General features: G+C 63.8%; 24 protein-coding genes and 1 tRNA gene. 17 read left to right on the plus strand and 8 right to left on the minus strand.

Annotated features, from left to right (window positions below; genetic code table 11):
• Positions 1-118 precede the first annotated feature (118 nt).
• From NKI08_RS03235 to NKI08_RS03275, 9 genes are all read left to right on the plus strand, one after another.
• Positions 119-598 carry a formate dehydrogenase subunit gamma gene (locus NKI08_RS03235; RefSeq protein WP_352767168.1) on the plus strand — a complete coding sequence of 160 codons (480 nt, stop codon included), beginning with the start codon at positions 119-121 and terminating at the stop codon, positions 596-598.
• Positions 595-2,151, plus strand: coding sequence for a formate dehydrogenase beta subunit (locus NKI08_RS03240; RefSeq protein WP_352448522.1), 1,557 nt, complete (start codon positions 595-597; stop codon positions 2,149-2,151). Before NKI08_RS03235 ends, NKI08_RS03240 begins: the two co-directional genes overlap by 4 nt.
• A gap of 12 nt (positions 2,152-2,163) precedes the next feature.
• Positions 2,164-5,076 (plus strand): formate dehydrogenase subunit alpha, encoded by a 2,913-nt coding sequence (gene fdhF, locus NKI08_RS03245; protein ID WP_352767170.1) that lies wholly within the window; start codon positions 2,164-2,166, stop codon positions 5,074-5,076.
• A gap of 3 nt (positions 5,077-5,079) precedes the next feature.
• Positions 5,080-5,910, plus strand: coding sequence for a formate dehydrogenase accessory sulfurtransferase FdhD (gene fdhD / locus NKI08_RS03250; RefSeq protein ID WP_352702418.1), 831 nt, complete (start codon positions 5,080-5,082; stop codon positions 5,908-5,910).
• The gene (locus NKI08_RS03255) at positions 5,900-6,208 is read left to right on the plus strand and encodes a formate dehydrogenase subunit delta (RefSeq protein ID WP_352469984.1); all 309 of its coding nucleotides are present in this window, start codon (positions 5,900-5,902) and stop codon (positions 6,206-6,208) included. The genes fdhD and NKI08_RS03255 overlap by 11 nt, the downstream gene beginning before the upstream one ends.
• Before the next feature lie 105 nt (positions 6,209-6,313).
• A complete protein-coding gene (locus NKI08_RS03260) occupies positions 6,314-7,867 on the plus strand; it encodes an alpha/beta fold hydrolase (RefSeq protein WP_352767172.1) in 1,554 nt (517 codons plus the stop codon).
• Positions 7,868-7,978: 111 nt separating this feature from the next.
• Positions 7,979-8,452 carry a carboxymuconolactone decarboxylase family protein gene (locus NKI08_RS03265; protein WP_352767174.1) on the plus strand — a complete coding sequence of 158 codons (474 nt, stop codon included), beginning with the start codon at positions 7,979-7,981 and terminating at the stop codon, positions 8,450-8,452.
• Between the two features lie 86 nt (positions 8,453-8,538).
• Complete coding sequence (locus NKI08_RS03270) at positions 8,539-8,901, plus strand: nuclear transport factor 2 family protein (RefSeq protein ID WP_352448516.1); 363 nt, start codon at positions 8,539-8,541, stop codon at positions 8,899-8,901.
• A 69-nt stretch (positions 8,902-8,970) separates the two neighbouring features.
• Positions 8,971-9,219 (plus strand): hypothetical protein, encoded by a 249-nt coding sequence (locus tag NKI08_RS03275; protein WP_352767175.1) that lies wholly within the window; start codon positions 8,971-8,973, stop codon positions 9,217-9,219.
• 101 nt (positions 9,220-9,320) lie between these two features.
• Here the strand turns inward: NKI08_RS03275 and NKI08_RS03280 are convergent, their stop codons facing one another.
• A complete protein-coding gene (locus NKI08_RS03280; RefSeq protein ID WP_352743099.1) occupies positions 9,321-9,821 on the minus strand; it encodes an MmcB family DNA repair protein in 501 nt (166 codons plus the stop codon).
• A gap of 214 nt (positions 9,822-10,035) precedes the next feature.
• Between NKI08_RS03280 and NKI08_RS03285 the strand changes: the two genes are divergently transcribed.
• Positions 10,036-10,281 (plus strand): hypothetical protein, encoded by a 246-nt coding sequence (locus NKI08_RS03285; protein WP_352681357.1) that lies wholly within the window; start codon positions 10,036-10,038, stop codon positions 10,279-10,281.
• A 605-nt stretch (positions 10,282-10,886) separates the two neighbouring features.
• Here NKI08_RS03285 and NKI08_RS03290 read toward each other — a convergent pair.
• Positions 10,887-10,960, minus strand: a tRNA-Cys gene (locus tag NKI08_RS03290).
• A 164-nt stretch (positions 10,961-11,124) separates the two neighbouring features.
• Complete coding sequence (locus NKI08_RS03295; protein WP_352613829.1) at positions 11,125-11,424, minus strand: DUF1330 domain-containing protein; 300 nt, start codon at positions 11,422-11,424, stop codon at positions 11,125-11,127.
• 154 nt (positions 11,425-11,578) lie between these two features.
• On the opposite strand from NKI08_RS03295, the gene NKI08_RS03300 reads away from it, so the two are divergent.
• From NKI08_RS03300 to NKI08_RS03315, 4 genes are all read left to right on the plus strand, one after another.
• Entirely contained in the window at positions 11,579-11,905 is a 327-nt protein-coding gene (locus tag NKI08_RS03300) for a GYD domain-containing protein (RefSeq protein ID WP_023676390.1), read from the plus strand.
• 107 nt (positions 11,906-12,012) lie between these two features.
• Complete coding sequence (locus tag NKI08_RS03305; RefSeq protein ID WP_302893588.1) at positions 12,013-12,141, plus strand: hypothetical protein; 129 nt, start codon at positions 12,013-12,015, stop codon at positions 12,139-12,141.
• Positions 12,142-12,267: a hypothetical protein gene (locus tag NKI08_RS03310; protein WP_352540448.1), complete on the plus strand. Its 126-nt coding sequence runs from the start codon at positions 12,142-12,144 to the stop codon at positions 12,265-12,267.
• A 338-nt stretch (positions 12,268-12,605) separates the two neighbouring features.
• Positions 12,606-13,223: a L,D-transpeptidase gene (locus tag NKI08_RS03315; RefSeq protein WP_352448678.1), complete on the plus strand. Its 618-nt coding sequence runs from the start codon at positions 12,606-12,608 to the stop codon at positions 13,221-13,223.
• 110 nt (positions 13,224-13,333) lie between these two features.
• On the opposite strand, the gene NKI08_RS03320 is transcribed toward NKI08_RS03315, so the two are convergent.
• The 5 genes from NKI08_RS03320 to NKI08_RS03340 all read right to left on the minus strand — a co-directional run bounded on the left by NKI08_RS03320 (position 13,334) and on the right by NKI08_RS03340 (position 20,659).
• Positions 13,334-13,903, minus strand: a complete 570-nt coding sequence (locus NKI08_RS03320) for a NifU family protein (protein ID WP_023676386.1) — start codon at positions 13,901-13,903, stop codon at positions 13,334-13,336.
• Between the two features lie 277 nt (positions 13,904-14,180).
• Positions 14,181-14,672, minus strand: coding sequence for a universal stress protein (locus tag NKI08_RS03325; protein ID WP_352767179.1), 492 nt, complete (start codon positions 14,670-14,672; stop codon positions 14,181-14,183).
• 185 nt (positions 14,673-14,857) lie between these two features.
• A complete protein-coding gene (gene trpS, locus NKI08_RS03330) occupies positions 14,858-15,934 on the minus strand; it encodes a tryptophan--tRNA ligase (protein ID WP_352767181.1) in 1,077 nt (358 codons plus the stop codon).
• Between the two features lie 281 nt (positions 15,935-16,215).
• Positions 16,216-17,814, minus strand: coding sequence for a murein biosynthesis integral membrane protein MurJ (gene murJ / locus NKI08_RS03335; RefSeq protein ID WP_352767183.1), 1,599 nt, complete (start codon positions 17,812-17,814; stop codon positions 16,216-16,218).
• A gap of 46 nt (positions 17,815-17,860) precedes the next feature.
• Positions 17,861-20,659, minus strand: coding sequence for a [protein-PII] uridylyltransferase (locus NKI08_RS03340; protein WP_352540446.1), 2,799 nt, complete (start codon positions 20,657-20,659; stop codon positions 17,861-17,863).
• A gap of 225 nt (positions 20,660-20,884) precedes the next feature.
• Between NKI08_RS03340 and NKI08_RS03345 the strand changes: the two genes are divergently transcribed.
• From NKI08_RS03345 to NKI08_RS03355, 3 genes are all read left to right on the plus strand, one after another.
• Positions 20,885-23,389, plus strand: coding sequence for a heavy metal translocating P-type ATPase (locus NKI08_RS03345; RefSeq protein WP_352767185.1), 2,505 nt, complete (start codon positions 20,885-20,887; stop codon positions 23,387-23,389).
• Positions 23,390-23,432: 43 nt separating this feature from the next.
• A complete protein-coding gene (gene copM, locus NKI08_RS03350) occupies positions 23,433-23,819 on the plus strand; it encodes a CopM family metallochaperone (protein ID WP_352767187.1) in 387 nt (128 codons plus the stop codon).
• 109 nt (positions 23,820-23,928) lie between these two features.
• Positions 23,929-24,774 carry an aldo/keto reductase gene (locus NKI08_RS03355; RefSeq protein ID WP_352767189.1) on the plus strand — a complete coding sequence of 282 codons (846 nt, stop codon included), beginning with the start codon at positions 23,929-23,931 and terminating at the stop codon, positions 24,772-24,774.
• Positions 24,775-24,806: the final 32 nt, after the last annotated feature.

A 24,806-nucleotide genomic window follows, 5' to 3' on the forward strand; every position in this document is an offset into this window, starting at 1 on the left:
TGACCGCGAACGATAGAAGATTTCTATCGAGCAACGGATCGGCTTTATTGATTTAGCGGGTTTCCTCTGATTTCCTAAGCACTTAGCGGAAGACCGCCACGACCAGGGAGGGCGCTGCATGACGATGCAGCCTGCAAGTACCGAGATCGCATCGCGCACCGCAGCGATCATCCACGAGCTGAAAGGCCTCGAAGGCCCGCTGCTGCCGATCCTGCACGGCATCCAGGAAGAGTTCGGTTATGTGCCGCAGGACGCGCTGCCGGTCATCGCCGAGGCGCTGAACATCTCCAGGGCCGAGGTGCATGGCGTCGTCACCTTCTATCACGATTATCGCAGCCAGCCGGCCGGCCGGCATGTGCTGAAGCTCTGCCAGGCGGAAGCCTGCCAGTCGATGGGCTCGGATGAGATCGCCGCCAAGCTCAAATCATTGCTGGGCATAGGCTTCCACGAGACAACCCGTGACGGTTCGGTGACGCTGGAGCCGGTCTATTGCCTCGGCCTTTGCGCCTGCTCGCCGTCGGCGATGCTGGACGGGGAGGTGATCGGTCGGCTCGACGACGAAAAGCTCAACGAGATCGTTGCCGAGGTGCGCTCATGATCCCGCGTATCTATATTCCCGGCGATTCCGGCGCGCTGGCGCTCGGCGCGGAAAAGGTCGCCAAGGCGATTCGGGCGGAACTGGCCGAGCGTGGCATCGAGGCCAAGATCGTGCGCAACGGCTCGCGCGGCGCCTATTTCCTCGAGCCGATGGTCGAAGTGGCAACAGCTAGTGGCCGCGTCGCCTATGGGCCGGTGAAGCCCTCCGACGTCAAAAGCCTGTTCGACTGCGGCTTTCTCACCGGCGGCCACCACAAGCGCTGGCTGGGCGCACCGGACAAGATCCCGTTCTTGGCCAGACAGACGCGGCTGACCTTTGCGCGCTGCGGCGTCACCGATCCGCTGTCGCTCGATCACTACAAGGCGCATGGCGGGCTGAAGGGCCTGCAGAATGCAGTGGCGATGACGCCGGCCGAGGTCGTCAAGCAGGTGACCGAGTCCGGGCTGCGTGGTCGTGGCGGCGCCGGCTTCCCGACCGGCATCAAATGGAAAACTGTGCTCGATACGTCGGCCGACCGCAAATACATCGTCTGCAATGCCGATGAAGGCGATTCCGGCACGTTCGCCGACCGCATGATCATGGAAGGCGACCCCTTCGTGCTGATCGAAGGCATGGCGATCGCCGGCATCGCCACCGGCGCGACCAAGGGCTTCATCTATATCCGCTCCGAATATCCGCATGCGGTGGCGGTGATGCAGAAGGCCGTCGAGATCGCCCGCAAGGCCGGCGTGCTCGGCGTCAATGTGCTCGGCTCGGCCAATTCATTCGACATGGAAGTGCGGGTCGGCGCCGGCGCCTATGTCTGCGGCGAGGAGACCGCGCTGCTCGACAGCCTCGAAGGCAAGCGCGGGCAGGTGCGGGCCAAGCCGCCGCTGCCGGCGCACAAGGGCCTGTTCGGCAAGCCGACAGTGATCAACAACGTCATCTCGCTGGCCTCGGTGCCGGTGATCATGGACAAGGGCGCTGCCTTCTACAAGGATTTCGGCATGGGCCGTTCACGCGGCACCATCCCGATCCAGATTGCCGGCAACGTCAAGTATCCCGGTCTCTACGAGGCGGCGTTCGGCATGACGCTGGGCGAGATCGTCGACGATATCGGCGGCGGCACGGCGACGGGACGCCCGGTCAAAGCGGTGCAGGTGGGTGGCCCGCTCGGCGCCTATTTCCCGCGCGCGCTGTTCGACACGCCGTTCGACTACGAAGCGTTTGCCGCCAAGGACGGGCTGATCGGCCATGCCGGCATCGTCGTTTTCGACGACAGCGCCGACATGCTGAAGCAGGCACGCTTTGCCATGGAATTCTGCGCCATCGAGAGCTGCGGCAAGTGCACGCCGTGCCGCATCGGCTCGACGCGCGGTGTCGAGGTGCTGGACAGGCTCGCCCAGAACGTCGAACCGGAAAAGCAGATCGCGCTGGTCACCGACCTTTGCAACACAATGAAGTTCGGCTCGCTTTGCGCTCTCGGCGGCTTCACCCCATATCCAGTGATGAGTGCACTCAACCATTTCCCGGACGACTTTCGGCCGACGCCGGTCGCCGAAGCAGCGGAATAGGAGCGGACAGCCATGAACGCGGCATTCGACATCAAATCGCTGGTCCAGGAAATCGACTACGGCACACCTGCCTCTGAAGCCGAGCAGCAAGTGACGCTGACGGTCGACGGCAAGTCGATAACGGTACCGGCGGGGACCTCGATCATGCGCGCTTCGATGGAAGCGGGCGTCGAAATCCCGAAACTGTGCGCCACCGACATGCTGGACTCGTTCGGCTCCTGCCGGGTCTGCCTCGTCGAGATCGACGGGCGCGGCGGCACGCCGGCTTCATGCACGACGCCGGTTGGCGAAGGCATGGTCGTGCATACGCAGACCGATCGGCTGAACGCGATTCGCCGCGGCGTGATGGAACTCTACGTCTCCGACCATCCTGCGGCGTGGGGCGAGAAGGCCGGCACTGGCGCCAGCGAGTTCGACAAGGTCGTCACGACGGTCGGCCTGACCGAGAACCGCTATGGCGTGGACGGCCGCAACCACGTGAAGCAGGAAAACGGCGTGGCGCCCGGCCATGGCTCGCTGACCATCGATTACATCGCCCGCGATGAATCGAACCCGTATTTCACCTACGATCCGACGCAGTGCATCGTCTGCTCGCGCTGCGTGCGCGCTTGTGAGGAGGTGCAGGGCACGTTCGCGCTGACCATCGAGGGCCGCGGCTTCGAATCCAGGGTCTCGGCCGGCATGCACGAGGCGTTCGTCGATTCCGAGTGCGTCTCTTGCGGGGCCTGCGTGCAGGCCTGCCCGACCGATGCGCTGAGGGAGAAGACCGTGCTGGCGAAAGGCCTGCCCGAGCGCTCGACCGTCACCACCTGCGCCTATTGCGGCGTCGGCTGCTCGTTCAAGGCCGAGGTCAAGGGCGACGAGGTCATTCGTATGATGCCCTACAAGGCAGGCAAGGCCAACCACGGCCACTCCTGCGTCAAGGGCCGCTTCGCCTATGGCTATGCGACGCACGAGGACCGGATCCTGAAACCGATGATCCGCGAAAAGGTCAGCGATCCGTGGCGCGAAGTGTCGTGGGAAGAGGCGCTCACCCATACGGCGAATGAGTTCCGCCGCATCCAGTACCAGTACGGCCGCACCTCGATCGGCGGCATCACCTCGTCGCGCTGCACCAACGAGGAGACCTACCTCGTCCAGAAGCTGGTCCGGCAGGGCTTCCGCAACAACAATGTCGATACCTGCGCCCGTGTCTGCCATTCGCCGACCGGCTATGGTCTCGGCCAGACCTTCGGCACCTCCGCCGGTACGCAGGATTTCGATTCGATCGAGCAGACGGACGTGATCCTGCTGATCGGCGCCAATCCGACCGACGCGCATCCGGTGTTCGCCTCGCGCATGAAGAAGCGCATGCGCGAGGGCGCCAAGCTGATCGTGCTCGATCCGCGCCGCACCGACATCGTGCGCTCGGCCCACGTCGAGGCGCAGTTCCATCTGCCGCTGAAGCCGGGCACCAACGTCGCCATGCTGACCGCACTTGCCCATGTCATCGTCACCGAGGGCCTGTTCGACGAGGCCTTCATCCGCGAGCGCTGCGACTGGGACGAGTTCCAGGACTGGGCATCGTTCGTGGCGCTGCCGGAAAATAGCCCGGAAGTGGTCGGCCAGCTTGCAAATGTCGATCCCGACGACATACGCGGCGCGGCGCGGCTCTATGCTCGCGGCGGCAACGGCGCGATCTATTACGGCCTCGGCGTGACCGAGCACAGCCAGGGCTCGACCACCGTCATCGCCATTGCCAACCTCGCCATGGCGACCGGCAATATCGGCCGGCCGGGCGTCGGCGTGAACCCGCTGCGCGGCCAGAACAATGTGCAGGGCTCCTGCGACATGGGCTCGTTCCCGCACGAGCTTCCCGGCTATCGCCACATTTCAGGCGACGCGGTGCGCGCCATCTATGAGAGCCTGTGGGGCGTCAAGCTCGACGACGAGCCCGGCCTGCGCATCCCCAATATGCTGGATGCGGCCGTCGACGGCTCGTTCAAGGGACTGTATGTGCAGGGCGAGGACATCCTGCAGTCGGACCCCGACACCAAGCATGTCGCCGCCGGTCTCGCCGCGATGGAATGCGTCGTCGTGCACGACCTCTTCCTCAACGAGACGGCCAACTACGCGCATGTGTTCCTGCCCGGCTCGACGTTCCTCGAGAAGGACGGCACCTTCACCAATGCCGAGCGCCGCATCAACATGGTGCGCAAGGTAATGGAGCCGAAATGCGGCTATGCCGACTGGGAAGCGACGCAGGAGCTCGCCAAGGCGCTCGGCCTCGGCTGGAACTACACGCATCCGTCCCAGATCATGGACGAGATCGCCAAGACAACACCAAGTTTCGCCGGCGTTTCCTTCGACCTTCTCGACCGGGTGGGCTCCGTGCAGTGGCCCTGCAACGAGAAGTCGCCGGAAGGCACGCCGATCATGCACATTGGCGGCTTCGTGCGCGGCAAGGGCAAGTTCATCCGCACCGAATATGTCGCGACCGACGAAAGGACCGGACCGCGCTTCCCGCTGCTGCTGACCACCGGCCGCATCCTGTCGCAATACAATGTCGGCGCGCAGACCCGGCGCACCGACAACGTGGTCTGGCATAGCGAGGACCGGCTGGAGATCCATCCGCACGATGCCGAAAATCGCGGCCTGCGCGATGGCGACTGGGTGCGGCTGACCAGCCGCTCGGGCGAGACGACGCTGCGCGCGCTGATCACCGAGCGGGTGTCGCCGGGCGTCGTCTATACGACCTTCCACCATCCCGACACCCAGGCTAACGTCATCACCACCGACTTCTCCGACTGGGCGACCAACTGCCCGGAATACAAGGTGACCGCGGTGCAGGTGGGTGCATCCAACGGCCCGTCGGAATGGCAGCGCGACTATGACGAGCAGGCAAAGCAAAGCCGCCGCATCGCGAAGTTGGAAGCGGCGGAGTAGTCCTTGACCGCGCGCCGCAAAGCCATTGCGCAGATCTCGCGTCTCGCGCGCCGCGCCGGCGGCACTGCGGCCGCCAACCGCATGGTGCCGGAAGAGACGCCGGTGGCGTTCTCCTTTGCCGGCACCACGCATGCGGTGATGATGGCAAGCCCGGCTGATTTCGAGGATTTCGCGCTCGGCTTCTCGCTGACCGAAGGCATCATTGCCTCGCCGGACGAAATCGAAGCGATCGAAGTCGAGGATCACGGCGCCGGCATCGATATCCAGATCCGGCTGAAGGACCAGGCCAACACCCGCTTCGAAGCGCGTCGCAGACGCCTGGCCGGCCCGGTCGGCTGCGGGTTGTGCGGCATCGAATCGATCGAGGAGGCGATGCGCTCGGTAAACCCGGTCGGTGCGTCGCAACTTACACTTCAGGCCAATGACATCGTCCGCTCGGTCAAGCTTTTGTCGAAGCTGCAGCCGCTGCACGCCGAGACCGGTGCCGTCCACGCCGCCGGTTTTTACCTTCCCGGCAAGGGCATCGTCATGGCGCGCGAGGATGTCGGCCGCCATAACGCACTGGACAAGCTGGCTGGCGCGCTGGCCAAAGCCGGTATCGACGGCAGGTCGGGGGCCGTCGTCGTCACGTCGCGCGTTTCGGTCGAGATGGTGCAGAAGACCGCGGCGATCGGCTCGGCCGTCATCATTGCCGTCTCGGCGCCGACGGCACTTGCCATCCGCACCGCGAACGATTCCGGCATGACGCTGGTGGCGCTGGTGCGCGGCGACGATTTCGATATTTTCACCCATCCTGACCGCGTGGTTTCCGGAGTTGCCAAGCATGTCGCATGACGAGGGCCACCTCATGAGCACCAGCGAAAAGCTGGTTCGCATGGCCAACCAGATTGCCGCCTTTTTCCACTCAAAGCCGCGCGAGCAAGGCATTGCCGGCGTCGCCGAGCACATCAACAAATTCTGGGAGCCGAGGATGCGCCGGCAATTGTTCGAGATGCTGGACAGCGGTGGCGAGGGGTTCAACGAGCTTGTCGTCGCGGCCGCGCCACACATCAAGCGGCCGGGCGCGCCGGAGGGCGCAGGTTTTAGCGTCGGCGGAGCGAACACCGAGACTGCCGCCGCGTCACAGAAGTAGGCGCCGCTGGCCCACATTCACACTCTCTGAAGTTTCATCTGCCGCAGGCCGCGCGCCTCTGCTATGATCCGGCGATAAGAAATCGTCGGGTCGGGCGGACAACTCGTGAGGCCGATCGAAACTCGATACGCGCTCAGTGGCGACGTGCGGATCGCCTATCAGGTGGTCGGCCAGGGATCGCTCGATCTCGTCTTCGTGCCGGGTTTCATTTCCAATCTCGACCTGCACTGGGAAGACGAGGGCTACACCCGGCTGTTGAAGCGGCTTTCCGCGTTCTCACGGCTGATCCTGTTCGACAAGCGCGGCACCGGTCTGTCCGACCGCGTCGATGTCCACCACCTGCCCAGCCTCGAAACCCGCATGGACGATGTACGCGCGGTGATGGATGCGACCGGCAGCGGCCGCGCCGCCTTGCTCGGCGCTTCGGAAGGCGCGCCGATGGCAATGCTGTTCGCCGCCACCTACCCGGAGCGGACGCGGGCGCTGGCGCTTTATGGCGGCTATGCGCATTTCCACAAATGGGTGATGCCGCCGGAACGCCTGGAGGCGTTCATCGCGACGGCGGAGACCGCATGGGGCACCGGCGCCACCCTGCCGCATTTCGCGCCCGGCCGGGTCGACGATCCGCGTTTCGCCACATGGTGGGCGCGCTTCGAGCGGCTGTCGGCGAGCCCGACCGCGGCAATCGCCCTGGCCCGCATGAATGCGGCTATCGACGTGCGCGGCGTGCTGGCGGCGATCAGCGCACCGACGCTGCTCATCCATCGCCGCAACGATGCGCGCGTCGACCCGGAGGCCAGCCGCTTCCTGGCAAGGAAGATCCCGAATTCGCGGCTGGTCGAGGTGGCCGGGCGCGACCACCCGATCTGGACCGGCGATATCGACCGGGTGGCCGATCTGATCGAGGAATTCCTGACCGGAGCGCGCGCCGTTGCCGAGGCCGAGCGCGTGCTGGCTGCACTGCTGGTCACCCGGATCTACGACACGGCGCGGCTTGGCGATCGCATGTGGAGCGAGCGCAGCCAGCGTTTTCAGGAAACATGGCGGCTTACGGTCGGGCGCCACAGCGGCCGCCCGGCCGGCACGCATGGCGAGCTGATGATGGCGCGCTTCGACGGCCCGGCGCGGGCCGTACGCTGCGCGGCGGCGCTGCGCGATGCGGCGCAGGAGATCGGCATCGCCAGCGCGCAGGGCGTGCATGTCGGCGAGGTCGAGTTGCGTGGGCCGCCGACGGGGTTGACGGCGCGCGTGACAATGCAGCTTGCCGCGCATGCCGGGCGCGGCGACATCCTCGCTTCGCGGCTGGTCGCCGACCTCGCCGCCGGTTCAGGCCTTCATTTCAATGACGCCGGGCGCATCGCGCTTGACGAGCTGGATGAGCCGCTGGCGCTGGTGCAGGCGACCTCGGAACAGCATCTGGAGCCGGCCTGCCGGCCGAAGGCCAAGGCTGCCGAGCCGGCCGCACTGACGGCGCGCGAAAGCGAGGTGGTGAACCTCATCGCCGATGGCAAGAGCAATGCCGCGATCGCCGCCGAACTCGGGCTGAGCGAACACACCGTCAAGCGCCACGTCGCCAATATTCTGCTCAAGCTGGACCTGCCGTCGCGGGCGGCGGCGGCGGCGTTCTCGGCCCGGCACGCTGGCCCGCACGGGCCATAGCAGCCATGGCGCTTTCGGGCGAAGCGGCCAGGCATGCGTAAGCGCTATCACTTCGTCCCATGCAGGCCAGGCGGATGTCGCCGGGAAAGGCGCTGCGAAGGGAGGAATAAAATGCTGAAGTCGACACTCAAATCACTGGTGCTTGCGGCAGGCGTTGGCGCGCTGTTGGCGATCGTTCCTGCCAAGGCCGAAGACACCTCGGCGACGGCTGCCTACAAGGACATCCAGGCAACGCTCGGCTCGGTGCCGGACATGTTCAAGACGCTGCCGGATGTCGCCGTTGCCGGCGCCTGGGCCGAGATCAAGGGCGTGCAGCTCAACCCGAACACCGCGCTCGACGGCAAGACCAAGGAATTGATGGGCCTCGCCGTCGCCTCGCAGATCCCCTGCCAGTACTGCATCTATTTCCACACGCAGGCGGCCAAGCTCAATGGCGCCAGCGACGAGGAGATCAAGGAGGCGGTGGCGATGGCGGCGATCGTGCGCCACTGGTCGACGATGCTCAACGGCAGCCAGGTCGATCTCGCCACTTTCAAGAAACAGTCCGACGAGGTGTTCGCGGCCGTCAAGGCGAAGTCGCAGTGAAGAAGCCACTGCCCGGCGGCGAGCGCCGGGCAGTGCATGATCAAGCAACCACCCGATCCGAGAAGACGGGCCCATGGAGGAATAAAATGCTGACCAAGACACAGACGATAGACGGCGCTGCGATCAAGAAGGCGATTGAGGGCCGTGATGGAAAATTGCTGGCGAGCTTCTATGCCGACGACGCATTGGTGCGGGTGATCGACCGCAACAACCCGCCGAGCAAGCCGCGCGAAATCCGCGGGCGCGCTGCGATCACCACATTCTGGGACGACATTTGCAGTCGGGCGATGACCCACAAGGTCGACACCACCATTGCCGACGGCAACAACCTCGCCTTCACCCAGGCCTGCTCCTATCCGGACGGGACCAAGGTATTCTGCGCGGCGATGCTGGAGCTGAAGAACGGCCAGATCGCACGGCAGACGGTCGTGCAGGCCTGGGACGAATAAGGAGGCGGCGATGTTCAGTGCCAGATGGCAGATCGACGCCAAGTTCGGCCACAAGCAGACCGCGCTCTGTTGAAGAAATGGGAACGCGAGATCGGCTCGCAGGCCGGTCTCGACGACCTCAAGTTCCAGATCATGACCGGATCGATCGACGCGGGAAGCGACGGTCGGGTCACATCACCAGGTCGAAAGCCCCGCCAGTTGGAGGCGTTCTTCGCCAGGATCGGCAAGATCGCCGCGCACGCCAAATGGGGCAAGGAGATGGAGCCCTATGTCGTGTCGGGCACCAGCCTGTGGAACATCTACCGCATCGTGGAATAGCAGTCCGGCTTACTCCCTTCTCCCCGTCACTTACGGGGAGAAGGTGGCGGCAGCCGGATGAGGGGCAGCGCGACGTCTATAAGTACGGAGAGCGCAAACCTCTATTCGCTCTCGCCGTCCAGCGCGGGCACCGACACGCCGGCAAGCTCCGCCGCCAGCAGCCGCGACGCACCGGCGCGTGCGATCCTCAGCATCAGCGCCTTGCGCGTCGCCGCCGCCATGCGGTGCTCGGGCGCATCGCGCAGAATCTCGGCACCATAGCCGTCGGAGAGAATGAAGCCGCATTCCTCCGGAAAGATTTCGGAAGGCACGCCGGGATGCGTGGCGAAGAAGAAGCGGTCGGAATGCAGCCGGTAGTCCGGCCATTTGCGGTCGACCCTGAAATCCTCGACCGAGGACTTGATCTCGATGATCCAGATGTCGCCGTGGCGGGTCAGCGCGACGAGGTCGGCGCGGCGGCCGGTGGCCAGCGACAGTTCGGGCAAGACATGCGCGCCCATCTGCCTGAGCAGCCGCTGCACGCCGCGCCGGACCAGCATGGCGCGCTCCGACTGGCGGCCGTCGATGAGCGGGTTGAGAGGTAGAGGTGAAATGATCGGCATGGCGACCACCATGCCAGATTTTGTTCACGGTTTGAACCGGTTTTTGCGGGCGATTACGCACTTTACAAACACGGCGATGTGCCTGATACCTTGAATCCACAGTAGGAATCCGGGTTATGGGTGTCCTTTTCGAGCCACACTTCCACAACGAAGAAGCTGCTTTCGAACGGCTGGAGACGGGCAAGAAGGCCCGTTAGGCAATGGCTAAGTCACAATGAGCGTCGTGAGCGGTGTGGTGCTTTGTACGTCTTCTGCTGAAGATCGATCGAGCCCGAACGGCCTGCCCATTCTCTTCGAGAGCATACAGGAATGGCTGGCAGAGCGCGCCCCCTTCCAACAACTTAACAGCGTCGAGGATAGCTTTGGCGGCAGCAAGCACCCGCAAATGTTTGTAGCCGGTGGTGGCAATGCAATTCCTACGGGTGAGGGGAGCTATGTTTTCGCGAGGCGTCGCCGTTGATCTAATATTCACCGCTGCAGGCCCGATAGTGGTCGCAGCGTAATCAAAAAAGGTGGCGAAGCATGGTTACTGAGAATGCAAGTTTGACGGTCGAGCAGACTAGGCTCAATAGGATGCTCATGCGGGGCATCGTATTTTCCGTCGTTTGGCTTGCCGGTTTCGGGTCTTCTTATGCGCTTTACCAGGGGCTTCTGGCGCGACGGATGATAAAAATGAATCCCATGCTTCGGGGAAATGGCCGCGCCTGGTGGTGCATCATTGTGGGAGGGCTTGGGGCCGCAGCCTTATGTGCGATAGTTGGCGCCGGCATTTTCAACGCCATGACACAACCCTAGGTCAAACATCGCCTGCCGATCCGGTGTTGGGTCCATATTGATATGGAGGTCCCGTTCAATGAGCGCATAGATGCGTTTGGTCTCACCCCGCGCGCCCTGCCTATGAGGGCGGTACTGCGGACGAAGATCGTGCGGACTTTTCCGGCGATTATCTGTTCGACGAACCCAAAGACGAACAGGAATATGGTCCTCGACCGGCCGGCATCAACATTTTAGGATGCGTCTATAATTGATTACAGCGGAACAAATCAGCGCCGGGTGTTGCGCGGCTGGAGGTCTGAGTGGGAATTGAACCCACTACGTCGGTTTTGCAGACCGATGCGTCACCGTCCCGCCCTCAGACCTCGGTGCCTCTATGCCCAATCCATCAGCGCAGTCAACCCGTCGATGCCAGGATACCCAGCCGTCGCCGAAGCACGCTTGTCGCAAGCCGTCCGCCGCCCGGCATATCCTCCAAAATCGGGCAGTCGGGCCTGTCCTCGCCGTGACATGCGTAGATATTCGACTTTTAACTAACCGGCATCATGCCCTCCAGGGCAATGATCCTGGTCTTTGCGCAGCGTTCGCGGATGGCTTTGAGACGGCCGTATTCTGGAGAGTCGTACCATGCCAGGAGGGAGGCCATGTCCGGGAATTCGACAATGACGAGGCGATGAGGTTCCCAATCGCCCTCCAGAACTTTGGTGGCTCCGCCGCGAGCGATGTACCTTCCCCCGTAGCGGGCTTCGGTTGCCGGCACGTCCCGGCGGTATTCCTCGAAAACGGCGGCGTCGGTTACGTCTACATCAGCAATGAGATATGCGGCCATTGACCTTACTCCCCTTGGGAAAAGGCAATTGAAACAGGTCTATTAGCGGCCCCGCAACTAAGCCAGCGGTACTACGCCTCGGAAACGACTCGCGTTCTCCCGGATTGGGGCGCTTAACTGTCTTGGTGGGGGCAGCTCTGGGAGGAGACGAACCATGCCGATGTATCTCACGCGATTCAGCTACAGGCCCGAAACCTGGGCGCGCTTGATGGATAATCCCGAGGACAGACGCGAGGCTGCCCGTTCCTACATCGAGTCGGTCGGCGGAAAGCTGCACGGGTTCTGGTATGCCTTCGGGGAGTACGATGGCTGGAACCTATGGGAGGCGCCGGACAACGTGTCCATGGCCTCTGTCATGCTGGCCATCGGTGCGGGAGGCGCGCTCAGCTCGTACCAGACCACCGTCCTGTTAAGTGTCGAAGAGACGATGGACGCGCTTGGCAAAGCCAAGTCGATCCGGTACCGCCCACCGGGATCGTGACCGCCGCCCCTGCGGAGTGTCGAAGGCTGGGGAACGCTTGCTCTCGAACGGCGCACGTTGCAGCTTGCGTTTTCAATGTCTGCCACGGATTTTAGGAGGAGCATTAGATGACGGAAGATGACGACCGGAAATCGGCGACGCCGGAGGAAATCCGCTCGGCCATCAGAGGCTGGGCGGTGCTTGGGGCAATTATCGTTGCCGTGTTTGGTGCGGCCTACGTCATGATCGATAGTTGAATGGCCGACGATCCTGGTCGCCCCGATGGATTGCCTGAAAAGATCGGCACGGTCCTTGGTGCATTGGTGGTGATCGGCACGTTCGGGCTTCTGGCTTGGGCCGTGCTTCGCGGCGTCCTTTATTAAACCCGGCCTGTCTGGACTTTCCCCTGCGGCGGCCGCGTCTCAGGCCGATCTCCTCGTAGCAACGGATGGTCTTGGCCGCAGGCCAGAGCGCCGGGCAGCGTCACCGACATTCATGGGTGATTTCTTCGTCTCCTGGTCCTTGTTCCTGGCCCATTGATTTTGCAACATAATCCTGCGGGGGCTGTTGCCGAAATGCCATAGTCGCAGGTTTACCAGCACGCAAGCGCAAGGATATAGGCATCGCCCGCTTGGCAAGCAAAGCAAATGCCAGCATGAATGAAGATGAAAAAAGCGGCCGACTCGAGCCGCTGTTGTTTGGGCAGGCATCGGACCTTTTCATGCGCATGAAGTCACTTGCAATCGTCGCGGCCCTGGCGCTGTCGACGGCTGTCGCCGGTTGCAGCACCATCGGCTCGCAGATCTTCACCAACAACTACGGCGCGGTGACCGACGCCGGCTATCACCTGCCGCGCGTTCCGATCGAAAAGGTGCCGTTCAAATACCGCCGGCAGATCGTCGACTACGACACCAGGGAAAAGCCGGGCACCATTATCGTCGATACGCAGAACAAGTTCCTCTATTTCGTCATGGGCGACGGCGAAGCGATGCGCTACGGCATCGGCGTCGGCCGTGAGGGTTTCGAATGGCACGGCACCGCCCATATCGCGCTGAAGCGCGAATGGCCGACCTGGACACCGCCTTCGCAGATGATCAAGCGCCAGCCGGAGTTGGCCAAGTTTGCCGGTGGCATGGAGCCGGGGTTGAAGAACCCGCTCGGCGCCCGCGCCATGTACCTGTTCAACAAGGGCGGCGACATGGGTTATCGCCTGCATGGCAGCCCGGAATGGAATTCGATCGGCAAGGCGATGTCGTCGGGCTGCATCCGGCTGATGAACCAGGACATTATCGACCTCTACGACCGCACCTCGGTCGGCGCCAAGGTCATTGTGATATAAAACCCTTATACGCGGACCGTCTAGGCAACAACACAGACGTCGCAAACAGAAAACCGGGCACTTTGGCCCGGTTTTTTGTTGTCTATCGACGTTGACGATGGAACGGTGCGTCAGGAGACCTGTTCGACGTGCTGCACTTCCGGCACAAAGTGCCGGAGCAGGTTCTGGATGCCGTGCTTCAGCGTCGCCGTCGACGACGGGCAGCCGGCGCAGGCGCCCTTCATGTGCAGGAACACGGTGCCGTTCTCGAAGCCGCGGAAGGTGATGTCGCCGCCGTCCTGGGCCACCGCCGGGCGCACCCGCGTGTCGAGCAGCTCCTTGATGGTGACGACCAGCTCCTCGTCGGCCTTGTCGTAGAATTCGCCGGTCTGGCTGGTCTCGGCGGCGGGGCCGGCCTTGGCCATCACCGGGGCGCCGGACATGAAATGCTCCATGATGGCGCCGAGGATAGCCGGCTTCAGATGCTGCCAGTCGGGGCCGTCCTTGGTCACGGTGATGAAATCATAGCCGAAGAAGACGCCGGTGACGCCGGGGATCTCGAACAGCCGGCCGGCCAACGGCGAAGCCGTCGCGGCGCTGTCGGCATCACGGAAATCGGCGGTGCCTTCTTGCAGCACTTCCTTGCCGGGCAGGAATTTCAGCGTCGCCGGGTTTGGCGTCGACTCGGTCTGGATGAACATGGCCGTCTCCGTGCCCATTTCGGGCAGCTAGTTTGGAACAATTCTAATTAGGCTTTATCCGCCCGACATTCAAGCGAAAGGCATCGGGGAGAACGGCTGGCTGGCGGAATGTTTTGCTAGTTCGCTGAAACGATTGGAGATGTGTTGAGATTCAGGTCAGGCCGAGCCGAAAATGGTGGTTTCCGAGAACCGGAGCGGAGCGTACTTTGGTACGTGAGCACCGGAAGCGCAGGAAGCCGCCATTTGCAGGCCGGCCTCACCTGAATATCAGCACATCTCAGGCGAGGCTGTCGATCTCCTCGTCCGACAGGTTCTGCGGCACCACCGTGACGGGAATCGGAAAGGCGGCGCCCTTGCCGGCGACCGCGCCGACCAGCGGCCCTGGGCCTTCCTTGCCGGCGCCTGCCGCCAGCACCAGGATGGCGATGTCCTGGTCTTCCTCGATCAGCTTGTGGATCTCTTCGGTCGGCTTACCTTCGCGCACCACCAGTTCCGGCTCGATGCCGAGCTTCTGGCGCACCTTGTTGGCGTAGCTGTCCAGTGCGGCACGCGCCGTGGCGGTCGCCTCCTCGCGCATGATCTTCTCGACGCCCAGCCAGTGCTGGAAATCATCCGGCTCGATGACATAGAGCAGCACCAGCACGCCGCCCGTGCTTTGCGCCCGCTTCGAGGCGTAGGCGACGGCGCGCTCGCATTCGGGCGTATCGTCGATGATCGCCAGGAACCTGCGGCGATGACCGACTTCGCGGCTGAGGCGTTTGGAGACCATATTCACCCTGTTCGATGGTTTCGGCCGCAATCTGCCACCGCCACAGCCCGCCCGCAAGCGACCGGCGGCTGTGGCAATGCTGGTGCAGCTTAAAGCGCGTCGCGTTCGACCAGCGACGCGCTTCAGGTTCTTGTTTTATGCATGTCGTTATCGCAAAACCGCTGCACACTTTTGCGCGCCATGCATTAGCCTTGCAGCAGGCCGATAATCTCGCGCACGGTCTTCATGGTCGCTTCGGCCAATGTGCCGGCACGCTCGCCGCCATCGCGCAGCACCGCGTCGACATAGGCGCGGTCGCTGGAGATGCGGCGCATCTCGCCGGCGATCGGCGCCAGTTTTTCCACCGCAAGGTCGGCCAGCGCCGGCTTGAACACCGAAAACTGCTGGCCGCCATATTCCTTCAGCACCGCCTCTTTCGAGATTTCGGCGAGGCCGGCATAGATGCCGACGAGGTTTTCCGCTTCCGGCCGGCCGGCAAGCCCGTCCAGTTCGCCGGGCAAAGCCTCCGGGTCGGTCTTGGCCTTGCGGATTTTCTTCGAGATGGCGTCGGCATCGTCGGTCAGGTTGATGCGCGACAGGTCCGACGGATCGGATTTCGACATCTTCTTCGAACCGTCGCGCAGCGACATGATGCGCGCTGCCGGGCCGCCGATGACCGGCTCGGTCAGCGGGAAATAGCCGTTCACCGTCTCTTCGCCGACCTCCATTTCGACGCCGACGCCAAGCGCTGCGATGCGGTCCGAAAAGTCGTTGTTGAATTTCTGCGCGATGTCGCGGGTCAGCTCCAGATGCTGCTTCTGGTCGTCGCCGACCGGCACGTGGGTGGCGCGGTAGACGAGGATGTCGGCGGCCATCAGGGAGGGATAGGCGAGCAGGCCGAGCGAGGCGTTCTCGCGGTCCTTGCCGGCCTTGTCCTTGAACTGCGTCATGCGGTTCATCCAACCGATGCGCGCCACGCAGTTGAAGATCCAGGCAAGCTCGGCGTGCTGCATCACCCGCGACTGGTTGAAGACGATGTGTTTTTTCGGGTCGATGCCCGAGGCGAGAAACGCCGCGGTGATCGAACGCGTCTGGTCCTGAAGATCCTCATAGACGAGCTGTGCGGTCAGCGAATGCAGATCGACGACGCAATAGATACAGTCGGAGGTGTCCTGCAGGGCGACGAATTTCTTGATGGCGCCGAGATAATTGCCGAGATGCAGATTGCCGGTTGGCTGGACGCCGGAAAAAACGAGCGGTTTGAAGGGGGGCTGATCGGTCATGGTGTTTCCCTGGCTTGTGGAGGGCCGTTTCGCGCGCGGCGAAAGTCTTGCGACGGCGCGCTTATGGACGAGAGCGAGGAGACGATCAAGAGGGGCGTTGGCCAGGGCGCGCAGGCTTTGACGTCGGCCGAACAGAAGGCTGTTTGAGGGATGGCGCCGACCAGAAACAAAAACCCGCCTCGGTGGGCGGGTCGTTGGAGCCAATTAGCACCATACCGAAATTAATAGCATAGCTGCCGGCACAAAGCAAGAACAAAATTGGCGCTGATGAATTTTCCCCCTCACGGATCCGGAGATTGCTCCTTGACCGGCTGGGAGCCCTTGCGCCCGATATTGCGGCGGATCATGCCGAAATCGGCACCGCCGGTGGCGAAGGCGGTGACGAAGTAAAGCAGCGCCCCGCCGGCGACGAGCGCTAGCAGCGTTACCGCCTTGATCACCAGCGGCGAGCCGGAGGCGAGCCTTGCGGCGAACCAGTGTTCGGCAAAATAGAGCGCCGCGGCCATCACCGCCGCCGACAGCACCAGCCGCGGGATCCGTTTCATGAGCGGCACGTCGCGGCCCCAATGGCCGCGTCGGATCAGCACGGCGAGCAGCATCGCCGCATTGACCCAGCCGGCGACAGCGGAGGCAACGGCAATGCCGGGCGCGCCCATCGTCGGAAACAGCGTCAGTGCCGTCGTAATGTTAACCGCCACCGAGATGGCGGCGAAAATCATCGGCGTGCGCGTGTCCTCGCGAGCGAAATAGCCTGGGGTGAACGCCTTGATCAGCACGAAGGCCGGCAGGCCGAGCCCGAAGATCGCCAGGATTGCCGCGACCGTCGGCGTCGAATTGTTGGCGGCAAAGGCGCCGCGCTCATAGACCAGCCGCACGATCGGCTCGGACATGACCAGCAGCGCGGCCGCCGCAGGCAAGGTCATGAAAAGGGTAAACTCGACCGAGCGGTTCTGCAGATTGGCGGCCTCGACCAGATTGCCCGATTTCAGCGCCCGCGACAGTTCCGGCAACAGCACGATGGCGACAGCGACGCCGACGACGCCCAGCGGCAGCTGGTAGACGCGGTCGGCATAGGCCAGCGACGACACCGCACTGTCCTGCGCCGATGCGATCGCCGTGCCGATCAGCTGGTTGATCTGGGTGATGCCGCCGGTGATCGCCGCCGGCAGCGCCAGGATCAGCAGCCGCTTGACGTTCGGCGTCATCTTCGGGCGCCGGAAGCCGATCGAAATGCCGGCATGGCGCACCGCCGCCCAGACGATCGCCAGCTGCACCAGGCCGGCCGCCAGCACGCCCCAAGCCAGGCCGAAACCAACGGTGCGGGCGTCCGAACCCTTGTACCAGGCATAGGCAAGCACGGCGATAAGGATGACGTTGAGGAACACCGGCGCCACCGCAGCGGCGAAATAGCGGCGCAGCGAATTCAGCATGCCGGCCATCATGGCGCCGAGCGACATGCAGATCAGGTAGGGGAACATGACGGTCGCCAGCGCCACCGTCGTCTCGAATTTTCCCGGCGTGTCGGCAAAGCCCGGCGCCACCAGATAGCGCACGATCAGCGGCATCGCCAGTTCCATGGCGATGGTCAGCGCCAGAAGCGCCGTGAACAAGACGCCGAACACCTCTTCGGAAAAGCGCTTGGCGCCGTCGGTGCCGTGTGTCTCGATCTCCTTGGCGAACAGCGGCACGAAGGCGGCATTGAAGGCGCCTTCGGCGAACAGCCGGCGAAAGGTGTTGGGAAACTGGAAGGCGGCGTTGAAGGCGTCGGCGATCGGCCCGGTGCCGAGTGCGGCAGCCATCAGCATCTCGCGGCCGAAACCGAGGGCGCGGCTCATCAGCGTGCCGGAAGCGACCGTGGCGAATTTCTTGACAAGGCTCATGCGCTTGAAGACTGCCTGTGCGATTGGGGCAAATGGAAGGTAACCGTCACTCGGCGGCCGTTTTGGTCTTGCCGCGCTCGGACGCCGTGCCCTCGAGCACCGCGATCAGCCTGTTGCGGATGGTCGCCGTACGCGACGGGCTGTCGATCTTCTGGCCGGTGAGATCGGTGACGTAGAACGTGTCGATGACTTTTTCGCCGAAGGTGGTGATGTGGGCCGAGGCGATGTCGAGCGACAGGTCCGACAACATGCCGGTGATCTCCGACAGAAGGCCCGGCCTGTCCAGCCCCTCGACCTCGATCACCGAGAAACGGTTCGACAGCGTGTTGCGGATCTCGGCGCGTGGCGGAATACGGAAAACCTTGGCGCCGCGCCGCGGCTTGGTGCGCTTCTCGATCATTTCGGGCAGCCAGCTCTTGCCCGACAGCACGTCCTCGATCAGCCGGCCGACGCGCTCGGCACGGCGGCGCTCGTCCTCGTCGCGGTCGAACTCCCTCGAGATCAGGATGGTGTCGAGCGCGCGGCCGTCCGAGGTGGTGAAGATCTGCGCGTCGACGATGTTGCCGCCGGCCGCGGCACAGGCGCCGGCAATCACCGAGAGCAGGCGCGGATGGTCCTGCGCCAGCACGGTGATCTCGGTCACCGCCTCGAACTGGTGGGTTTTGACCATGGTGGCGAGCTTCTTGCCGGCGTGATCGGCCTCGCGGATGAATTCGGCATGGCGGAGCTGGTCGGGAAGATCGACCGCCAGCAGATAGTTCTCGTAGTGCTGGCCGACATAACGCTTGCGGGCCTTTTCCGGCCAGTCGGCAAGCGCCTCGGCCAGTTGTTCGCGCGCCGCCGCCGTCCGTTTGGCGCGCGACACCTCCGAAAACCCGCCGGTCAACAAAAGCTCGGTCTCGTAGTAGAGCGTACGCAGCAACTGGCCCTTCCAGCCGTTCCAGACCCCAGGCCCGACGCCGCGGATATCGCAGACGGTAAGCACAAGCAGCATCTTCAGCCGTTCGACCGACTGCACGATGGCGGCAAAATCTTCGATCGTCTTGCGGTCGTTGAGATCGCGGGTCTGCGCCGTCATCGACATGACGAGGTGGTTCTCGACCAGCCAGGCGACCGTTTCGGTATCGGCCGGCGACAGCCCCATATGCGGGCAGATGCGCCGGGCGATCCTGGCGCCGGCTTGCGAATGGTCCTCCGGCCTGCCCTTGGCGATGTCGTGCAGCAGCACGGCGACATAGAGCGCCTCGCGGCTCTTCTTCAGCCCCGGCATCAGCGAGTGGGCGAGTGGATGGATCTTTTCCCCGTCGCCGCGCTCGATCTCGGCCAGCACGCCGATGCAGCGGATGAGGTGCTCGTCCACCGTGTAGTGGTGGTACATCGAGAACTGCATCATGGCGACGATCTTGCCGAAGTCCGGGATCAGCTTGGCAAGCAGTCCGGCCTCGTTCATGCGCCGCAGATTGAGCTCGGCGTTGCGGTCCGAGGTCAACACATCGAGGAACAGCCGGTTGGCCTCCTCGTCGCGCCTGAGCGCCTTGCCGACGAGGCCGAGAGAGCGGGTCAAAAGCTTCAGCGCATCGGGGTGGAATTCCAGGCCATGCTTGTCGGCAAACCAGAACAGCCTGAGCAGGTTAACCGGATCGCGCTCGAACACCTCGTCGTCGGCAATGTTGATGCGGTGGTTGTCGACGATGAAATCGGCCGTGCCGGCGAGCTTGCGCTTGCGGCGCGAAAAGGTGAGGAAGATGCGGTTGAAGCCCGGCACATGCTTGGCCTGCTCTTCTTCCAGCGCGGCGCAGAAAATGCGGGTCAGGTCGCCGACATCCTTGGCGACGAGGAAGTAGTGCTTCATGAATCGCTCGACCGCCGACAGGCCGGGATGGGTGGTGTAGCCCAGCCGCTCGGCAATATCGCGCTGGATATCGAAATGCAGCCGCTCCTCGGCCTTGCCGGTGAGGAAATGCATGTGGCAGCGCACCGCCCATAGAAAATCCTCGGCCTTCTGGAATTCCCTGTATTCGGCGTCGGTGAAGACGCCCTTGTCGACCAGTTCCTCGCCGGTGCGCACGCGGTAGAAATATTTGGCGATCCAGAACAGCGTCTGCAGGTCGCGCAGGCCGCCCTTGCCGTCCTTGACGTTGGGTTCGACCAGGTAACGGCTCTCGCCGGCCTTGGCGTGGCGCTCGTCGCGTTCGGCGAGCTTGGCCTGGACATATTCGGGGCCGGTGGTGCGCACCACCTCGTGGTCGAAGCGCTGCAAAAGCTCGTCATAGAGCTTTTGCTCGCCCCACAGGAAGCGCGCCTCCAGGATCGAGGTGCGGATGGTGATGTCGGTGCGCGACAGCCTGAGGCACTCGTCGATGTTGCGGGTGGCGTGGCCGACCTTCAGCCCGAGGTCCCACAGCATATAGAGCATGTATTCGACGATCTGCTCGCCCCAGGGCGTCTGCTTGTAGGGCAGCAGGAACAGCAGATCGATGTCGGACCCGGGCGCCAGCGTGCCGCGGCCATAGCCGCCGACGGCCACGACCGCCATGCGCTCGGCCGAAGACGGGTTTTTGACGCGATAGACATGGGTGGCGGCGAAATCGTAGAGCGCGCGGATGATCTCATCCATCAGATGCGACAGCCGGGCGGCGCAGGCGGTGCCGCTGCCATCGTCCATCAGCATGCGTTCGGCGACCGTGCGGCCGTCGGCGAGCCGGCTTTTGAGAAGCTTGAGGACGCCGCTGCGCGCGGCCTTGCCGGAGCCGTCGCCTGCCGTGGCCGCGGTCAGTTCGGTCATCTCGCGGCGCAAGGCTTCGCCGTCGATCAGTTCCTCGAGCTTCAGGGATATTCTTGCCATAAATGCCGTTCGGCCTCGCCGTTTCGGCGGCGTCTATAGCGCGTTTTCGCGGCGCTGGGTATGGGGCGGGCGGACGCGTTCTCCACGGCCGCCGACAGGACGATCGTCTCGCGCCCGCGGCCGGTTCGGTTAGGGCCTGGCCACGAAAAATCGAAATCGGCCCTTGACCTTCCAGTTACTGGAAGCACTACCTCCGCCGCAACATCGAATACAGGGGCTTTCGGCATGACGCATTCCGATCACCATCATCACGCCCATGGCAGCTGCTGCTCGGCAAAAGGCGCACCCTCTGCTGCGGACGCCGTCGTCCGCGATCCGGTCTGCGGCATGACCGTCGATCCGGCTGCCGGCAAGCCGACGGCCGAGCATGACGGCCATCGCTATCATTTCTGCAGCGAGAGCTGCCGCGCGAAATTCGTCGCCGAGCCGGAAAAATACCTGACCGCTAGCGATCCCGTCTGCGGCATGAGCGTCGATCGCGCCACGGCCAAGCACTTTTTGCGGCACGAGGGCCGGGGCTTCTATTTCTGCTCCGCCGCTTGCCAGGCGAAGTTCGAAGCCGAGCCGGCAAAGTATCTCGGCGACAGGCCGGCGCCGCGGGCGATGCCGAAAGGCACGCAATACACCTGCCCGATGCATCCGGAAATCATCCGCGACAAGCCCGGCTCCTGCCCGATCTGCGGCATGGCGCTGGAACCGATGGGCGTGCCGACCGGCGACGAGGGGCCTAACCCGGAATTGGTCGACTTCACCAGGCGCTTTTGGGTGAGCGCGGTGCTGTCCGTGCCGTTGCTGGTCATCGCGATGACGCCGATGCTCGGCCTGACGTTTCAGGCCTTCATCGACGACCGCGCGAAGGTCTGGCTGGAGCTGGCGCTGGCCAGCCCGGTGGTGCTGTGGGCGGCATTCCCGTTCTTCCACCGCGGCTGGGATTCGATCCTCAACCGCAGCCCCAATATGTGGACGCTGATTTCGCTCGGCGTCGGTGCCGCCTATCTCTACAGCGTCGTCGCCACGCTGTTTCCGGGCCTCTTTCCGCACCAGTTCCGCGGCCATGACGGCACCGTGCCGGTCTATTTCGAGGCGGCGGCGGTGATCGTCGCGCTGGTGTTCCTTGGCCAGGTGCTGGAATTGCGCGCCCGCGAGAAAACCGGCTCGGCGATCCGTGCGCTGCTCGACCTGGCGCCGAAGACGGCGCGGCTGATCGGCGCGGACGGTTCCGAAAACGACGTGCCGCTCGAAACCGTCAAGGCCGGCGACCGCTTGCGCATCCGCCCAGGCGATGCCGTGCCGGTCGACGGCATTGTGCTCGAAGGGCGCTCTTCCATCGACGAATCGATGATCACAGGCGAGCCGCTGCCGGTCGAAAAGACCGAAGGCGACAACCTCACCGGCGGCACGCTCAACAAGAACGGCTCGCTGATCATGCGCGCCGACAAAGTCGGCGCCGAGACGACGCTGGCGCGCATCGTCGAGCTTGTCGCCAAGGCGCAGCGGTCGCGCGCGCCGATCCAGGGGTTGGCCGACCGCGTCTCGTTCTACTTCGTCCCGGCCGTCGTGCTGGTCGCGATCATAGCGTTCGTCGCCTGGGCGATCGTCGGACCGGAACCCAGCCCGGTCTTTGCCATCGTCTCGGCGGTCTCGGTGCTGATCATCGCCTGTCCGTGTGCGCTCGGCCTTGCCACGCCAATGTCGATCATGACCGCCACCGGGCGCGGCGCGCATGCCGGCGTGCTGATCAAGGAAGCGGCGGCGCTCGAGCGCTTTGCCTCGGTCGATACGCTGATCGTCGACAAGACGGGAACGCTGACCGAAGGCCGGCCGCGACTGACCGATGTCGTTGCCGTCGAAGGCATGGCGCAAGACGAGCTGCTGGCGCTCGCCGCCGGGCTGGAAAAGGGCTCGGAGCATCCGCTGGCCGAGGCGATCGTCGAAGGCGCCCGCGAACGCGGCGTGAATATTCCCGATGCCGGCGGTTTCGAGGCCGTCACTGGCAAAGGCGTTTCCGGCACGGTTTCGGGACAGAAGGTGGCGCTCGGAAATGCTGCGATGATGGCCGATCTCGGCATCGACAGCACATCGGTCCAGGCCAGCGCCGAGGCGCTGCAGGCCGACGGCAAGACCGCGATGTTCGTTGCTGTCGGCAACCGGCTCGCCGGCCTCGTCGCCGTTGCCGACCCGATCAAGGCGACCACCGCCGAGGCGATCAAGGCGCTGCATGACAGCGGGCTGAAGATCGTCATGGCGACCGGCGACAACGAGCGCACCGCCAAGGCCATCGCAGCCAAGCTCGGCATCGACGCGGTGCGTGCCGGACTTTTGCCCGAACAGAAGAACGCGCTGGTCGAGGAATTGCGCGCCGGCGGTGCCGGCGTTGCCATGGCCGGCGACGGGGTCAACGATGCGCCAGCACTGGCCGCTGCCGATGTCGGCATCGCTATGGGCACCGGCGCCGATGTTGCGGTCGAAAGTGCGGGAATTACGCTGGTCAAGGGCGATCTCAACGGCATCGTCAGGGCGAGGACGCTGGCCCGCGCGACGATCCGCAACATCCGCCAGAACCTGTTTTTTGCTTTCCTCTACAATGTGCTCGGCGTGCCGGTTGCTGCCGGCGTGCTTTATCCGCTCACCGGCACGCTGCTGTCGCCGATGATTGCGGCGGCGGCGATGAGCCTGTCTTCGGTTTCGGTGACCGCCAACGCATTGCGGCTCAGGACGTTGAAACTCTGAGTAAAACTTCCAGATAGACCCTGTTCAAAAAAGGAGACGACGAATGACCTTGGCCAAGAAGATCGTGCTGTTGATGATGGCGGCGGGAATGCTGCTTGCCGTTTTCCTCGAAAGCGTTCCGGCACAAGCCGAGGAGATGAAGCACGACATGGTCGCAATGGGCGCGCAGAGCCCCTCGACCGAGGGCTACAAGGCGGCGATGGACAAGATGCATACCGACATGATGGCAATCGAATATTCCGGCAATGCCGACGTCGATTTCGCCCGCGGCATGATCCCGCATCACCAGGCGGCGATCGACATGGCCAAGGTCGAGCTCGCCAACGGCAAGGATCCGGAAATCCGCAAGCTGGCGGAAGCAGTGATCGCCGCGCAGCAAGCCGAGATCAAGCAGATGCAGGACTGGCTCGCTGCCCATCCGGTGAAGTAGGCGTCACGCTGTCGGGGAATCCGGGCGAGAGGCTTCACCTGGATTTCTGCTTCGCCTGGATTTCCCTTGGCGGCTATGGTGCTATCCGGGCCTCGGACTGGAGCATGCCATGCCTTCGACGATAAGAACGACCACCCTGCCCTGCGGCGAAGCCGTGCCGGTGCTCGGCCAGGGCACCTGGAAGATGGGCGAGGACGGCCGCCGCCGTGGCGACGAGGCCAATGCCCTGAAGCTCGGGCTGGATCGCGGCATGACGCTGATCGACACCGCCGAAATGTATGCCGGCGGCGGTGCCGAGGAGGTGGTGGCGGAGGCCATCGCCGGTCGCCGCGACGAGGTTTTCCTGGTCTCCAAGGTGCTGCCGTCCAATGCCTCACGCGCCGGCGTGAAACGGGCGTGCGAGAACAGCCTGAGGCATCTCGCCACCGACCGCATCGATCTCTATCTCTTGCATTGGCCGGGCAGCGTTCCTTTGATGGAAACGGTAGAGGCGTTCGAAGCGTTGAAGGCGGCCGGCAAGATCCGCCATTGGGGCGTCAGCAATTTCGATACCGATGAGATGGAAGAGCTGGTTCGGTTGCCGGCCGGCGGCAACGTCCAGACCAACCAGGTGCTCTACAATCTGTCGCAGCGCGGCGTCGAGTTCGACCTCGCCCCGTGGAGCCGGCAACGCGGCATGCCGCTGATGGCCTATTCGCCGGTCGATCAGGGGGTATTGGCGCGCAACGCCAGGTTAGATGCCATCGCCGCCCGCCACGGTGCGACGCCGGCGCAGATCGCTCTTGCCTGGGTGATGGCGCAGGACGGCGTGATTGCCATTCCGAAGGCCAGCCGCCCGGAGCATATCCGGCAGAATGTCGCGGCGTTGGACATCGAGCTCACGAGCGAAGATTTCGCCGAAATTGACCGCGCCTTCCCACCACCGAGGCGGAAGTCCGGCTTGGCGATGATTTGAGGGGTGGGGCGGAAGGCAAGCCAAAGCAGCGT

Origin of the sequence: Mesorhizobium sp. M0768, from assembly GCF_040320195.1 — a bacterium.
In the GTDB taxonomy this organism is placed as follows: Bacteria; Pseudomonadota; Alphaproteobacteria; order Rhizobiales; family Rhizobiaceae; genus Mesorhizobium.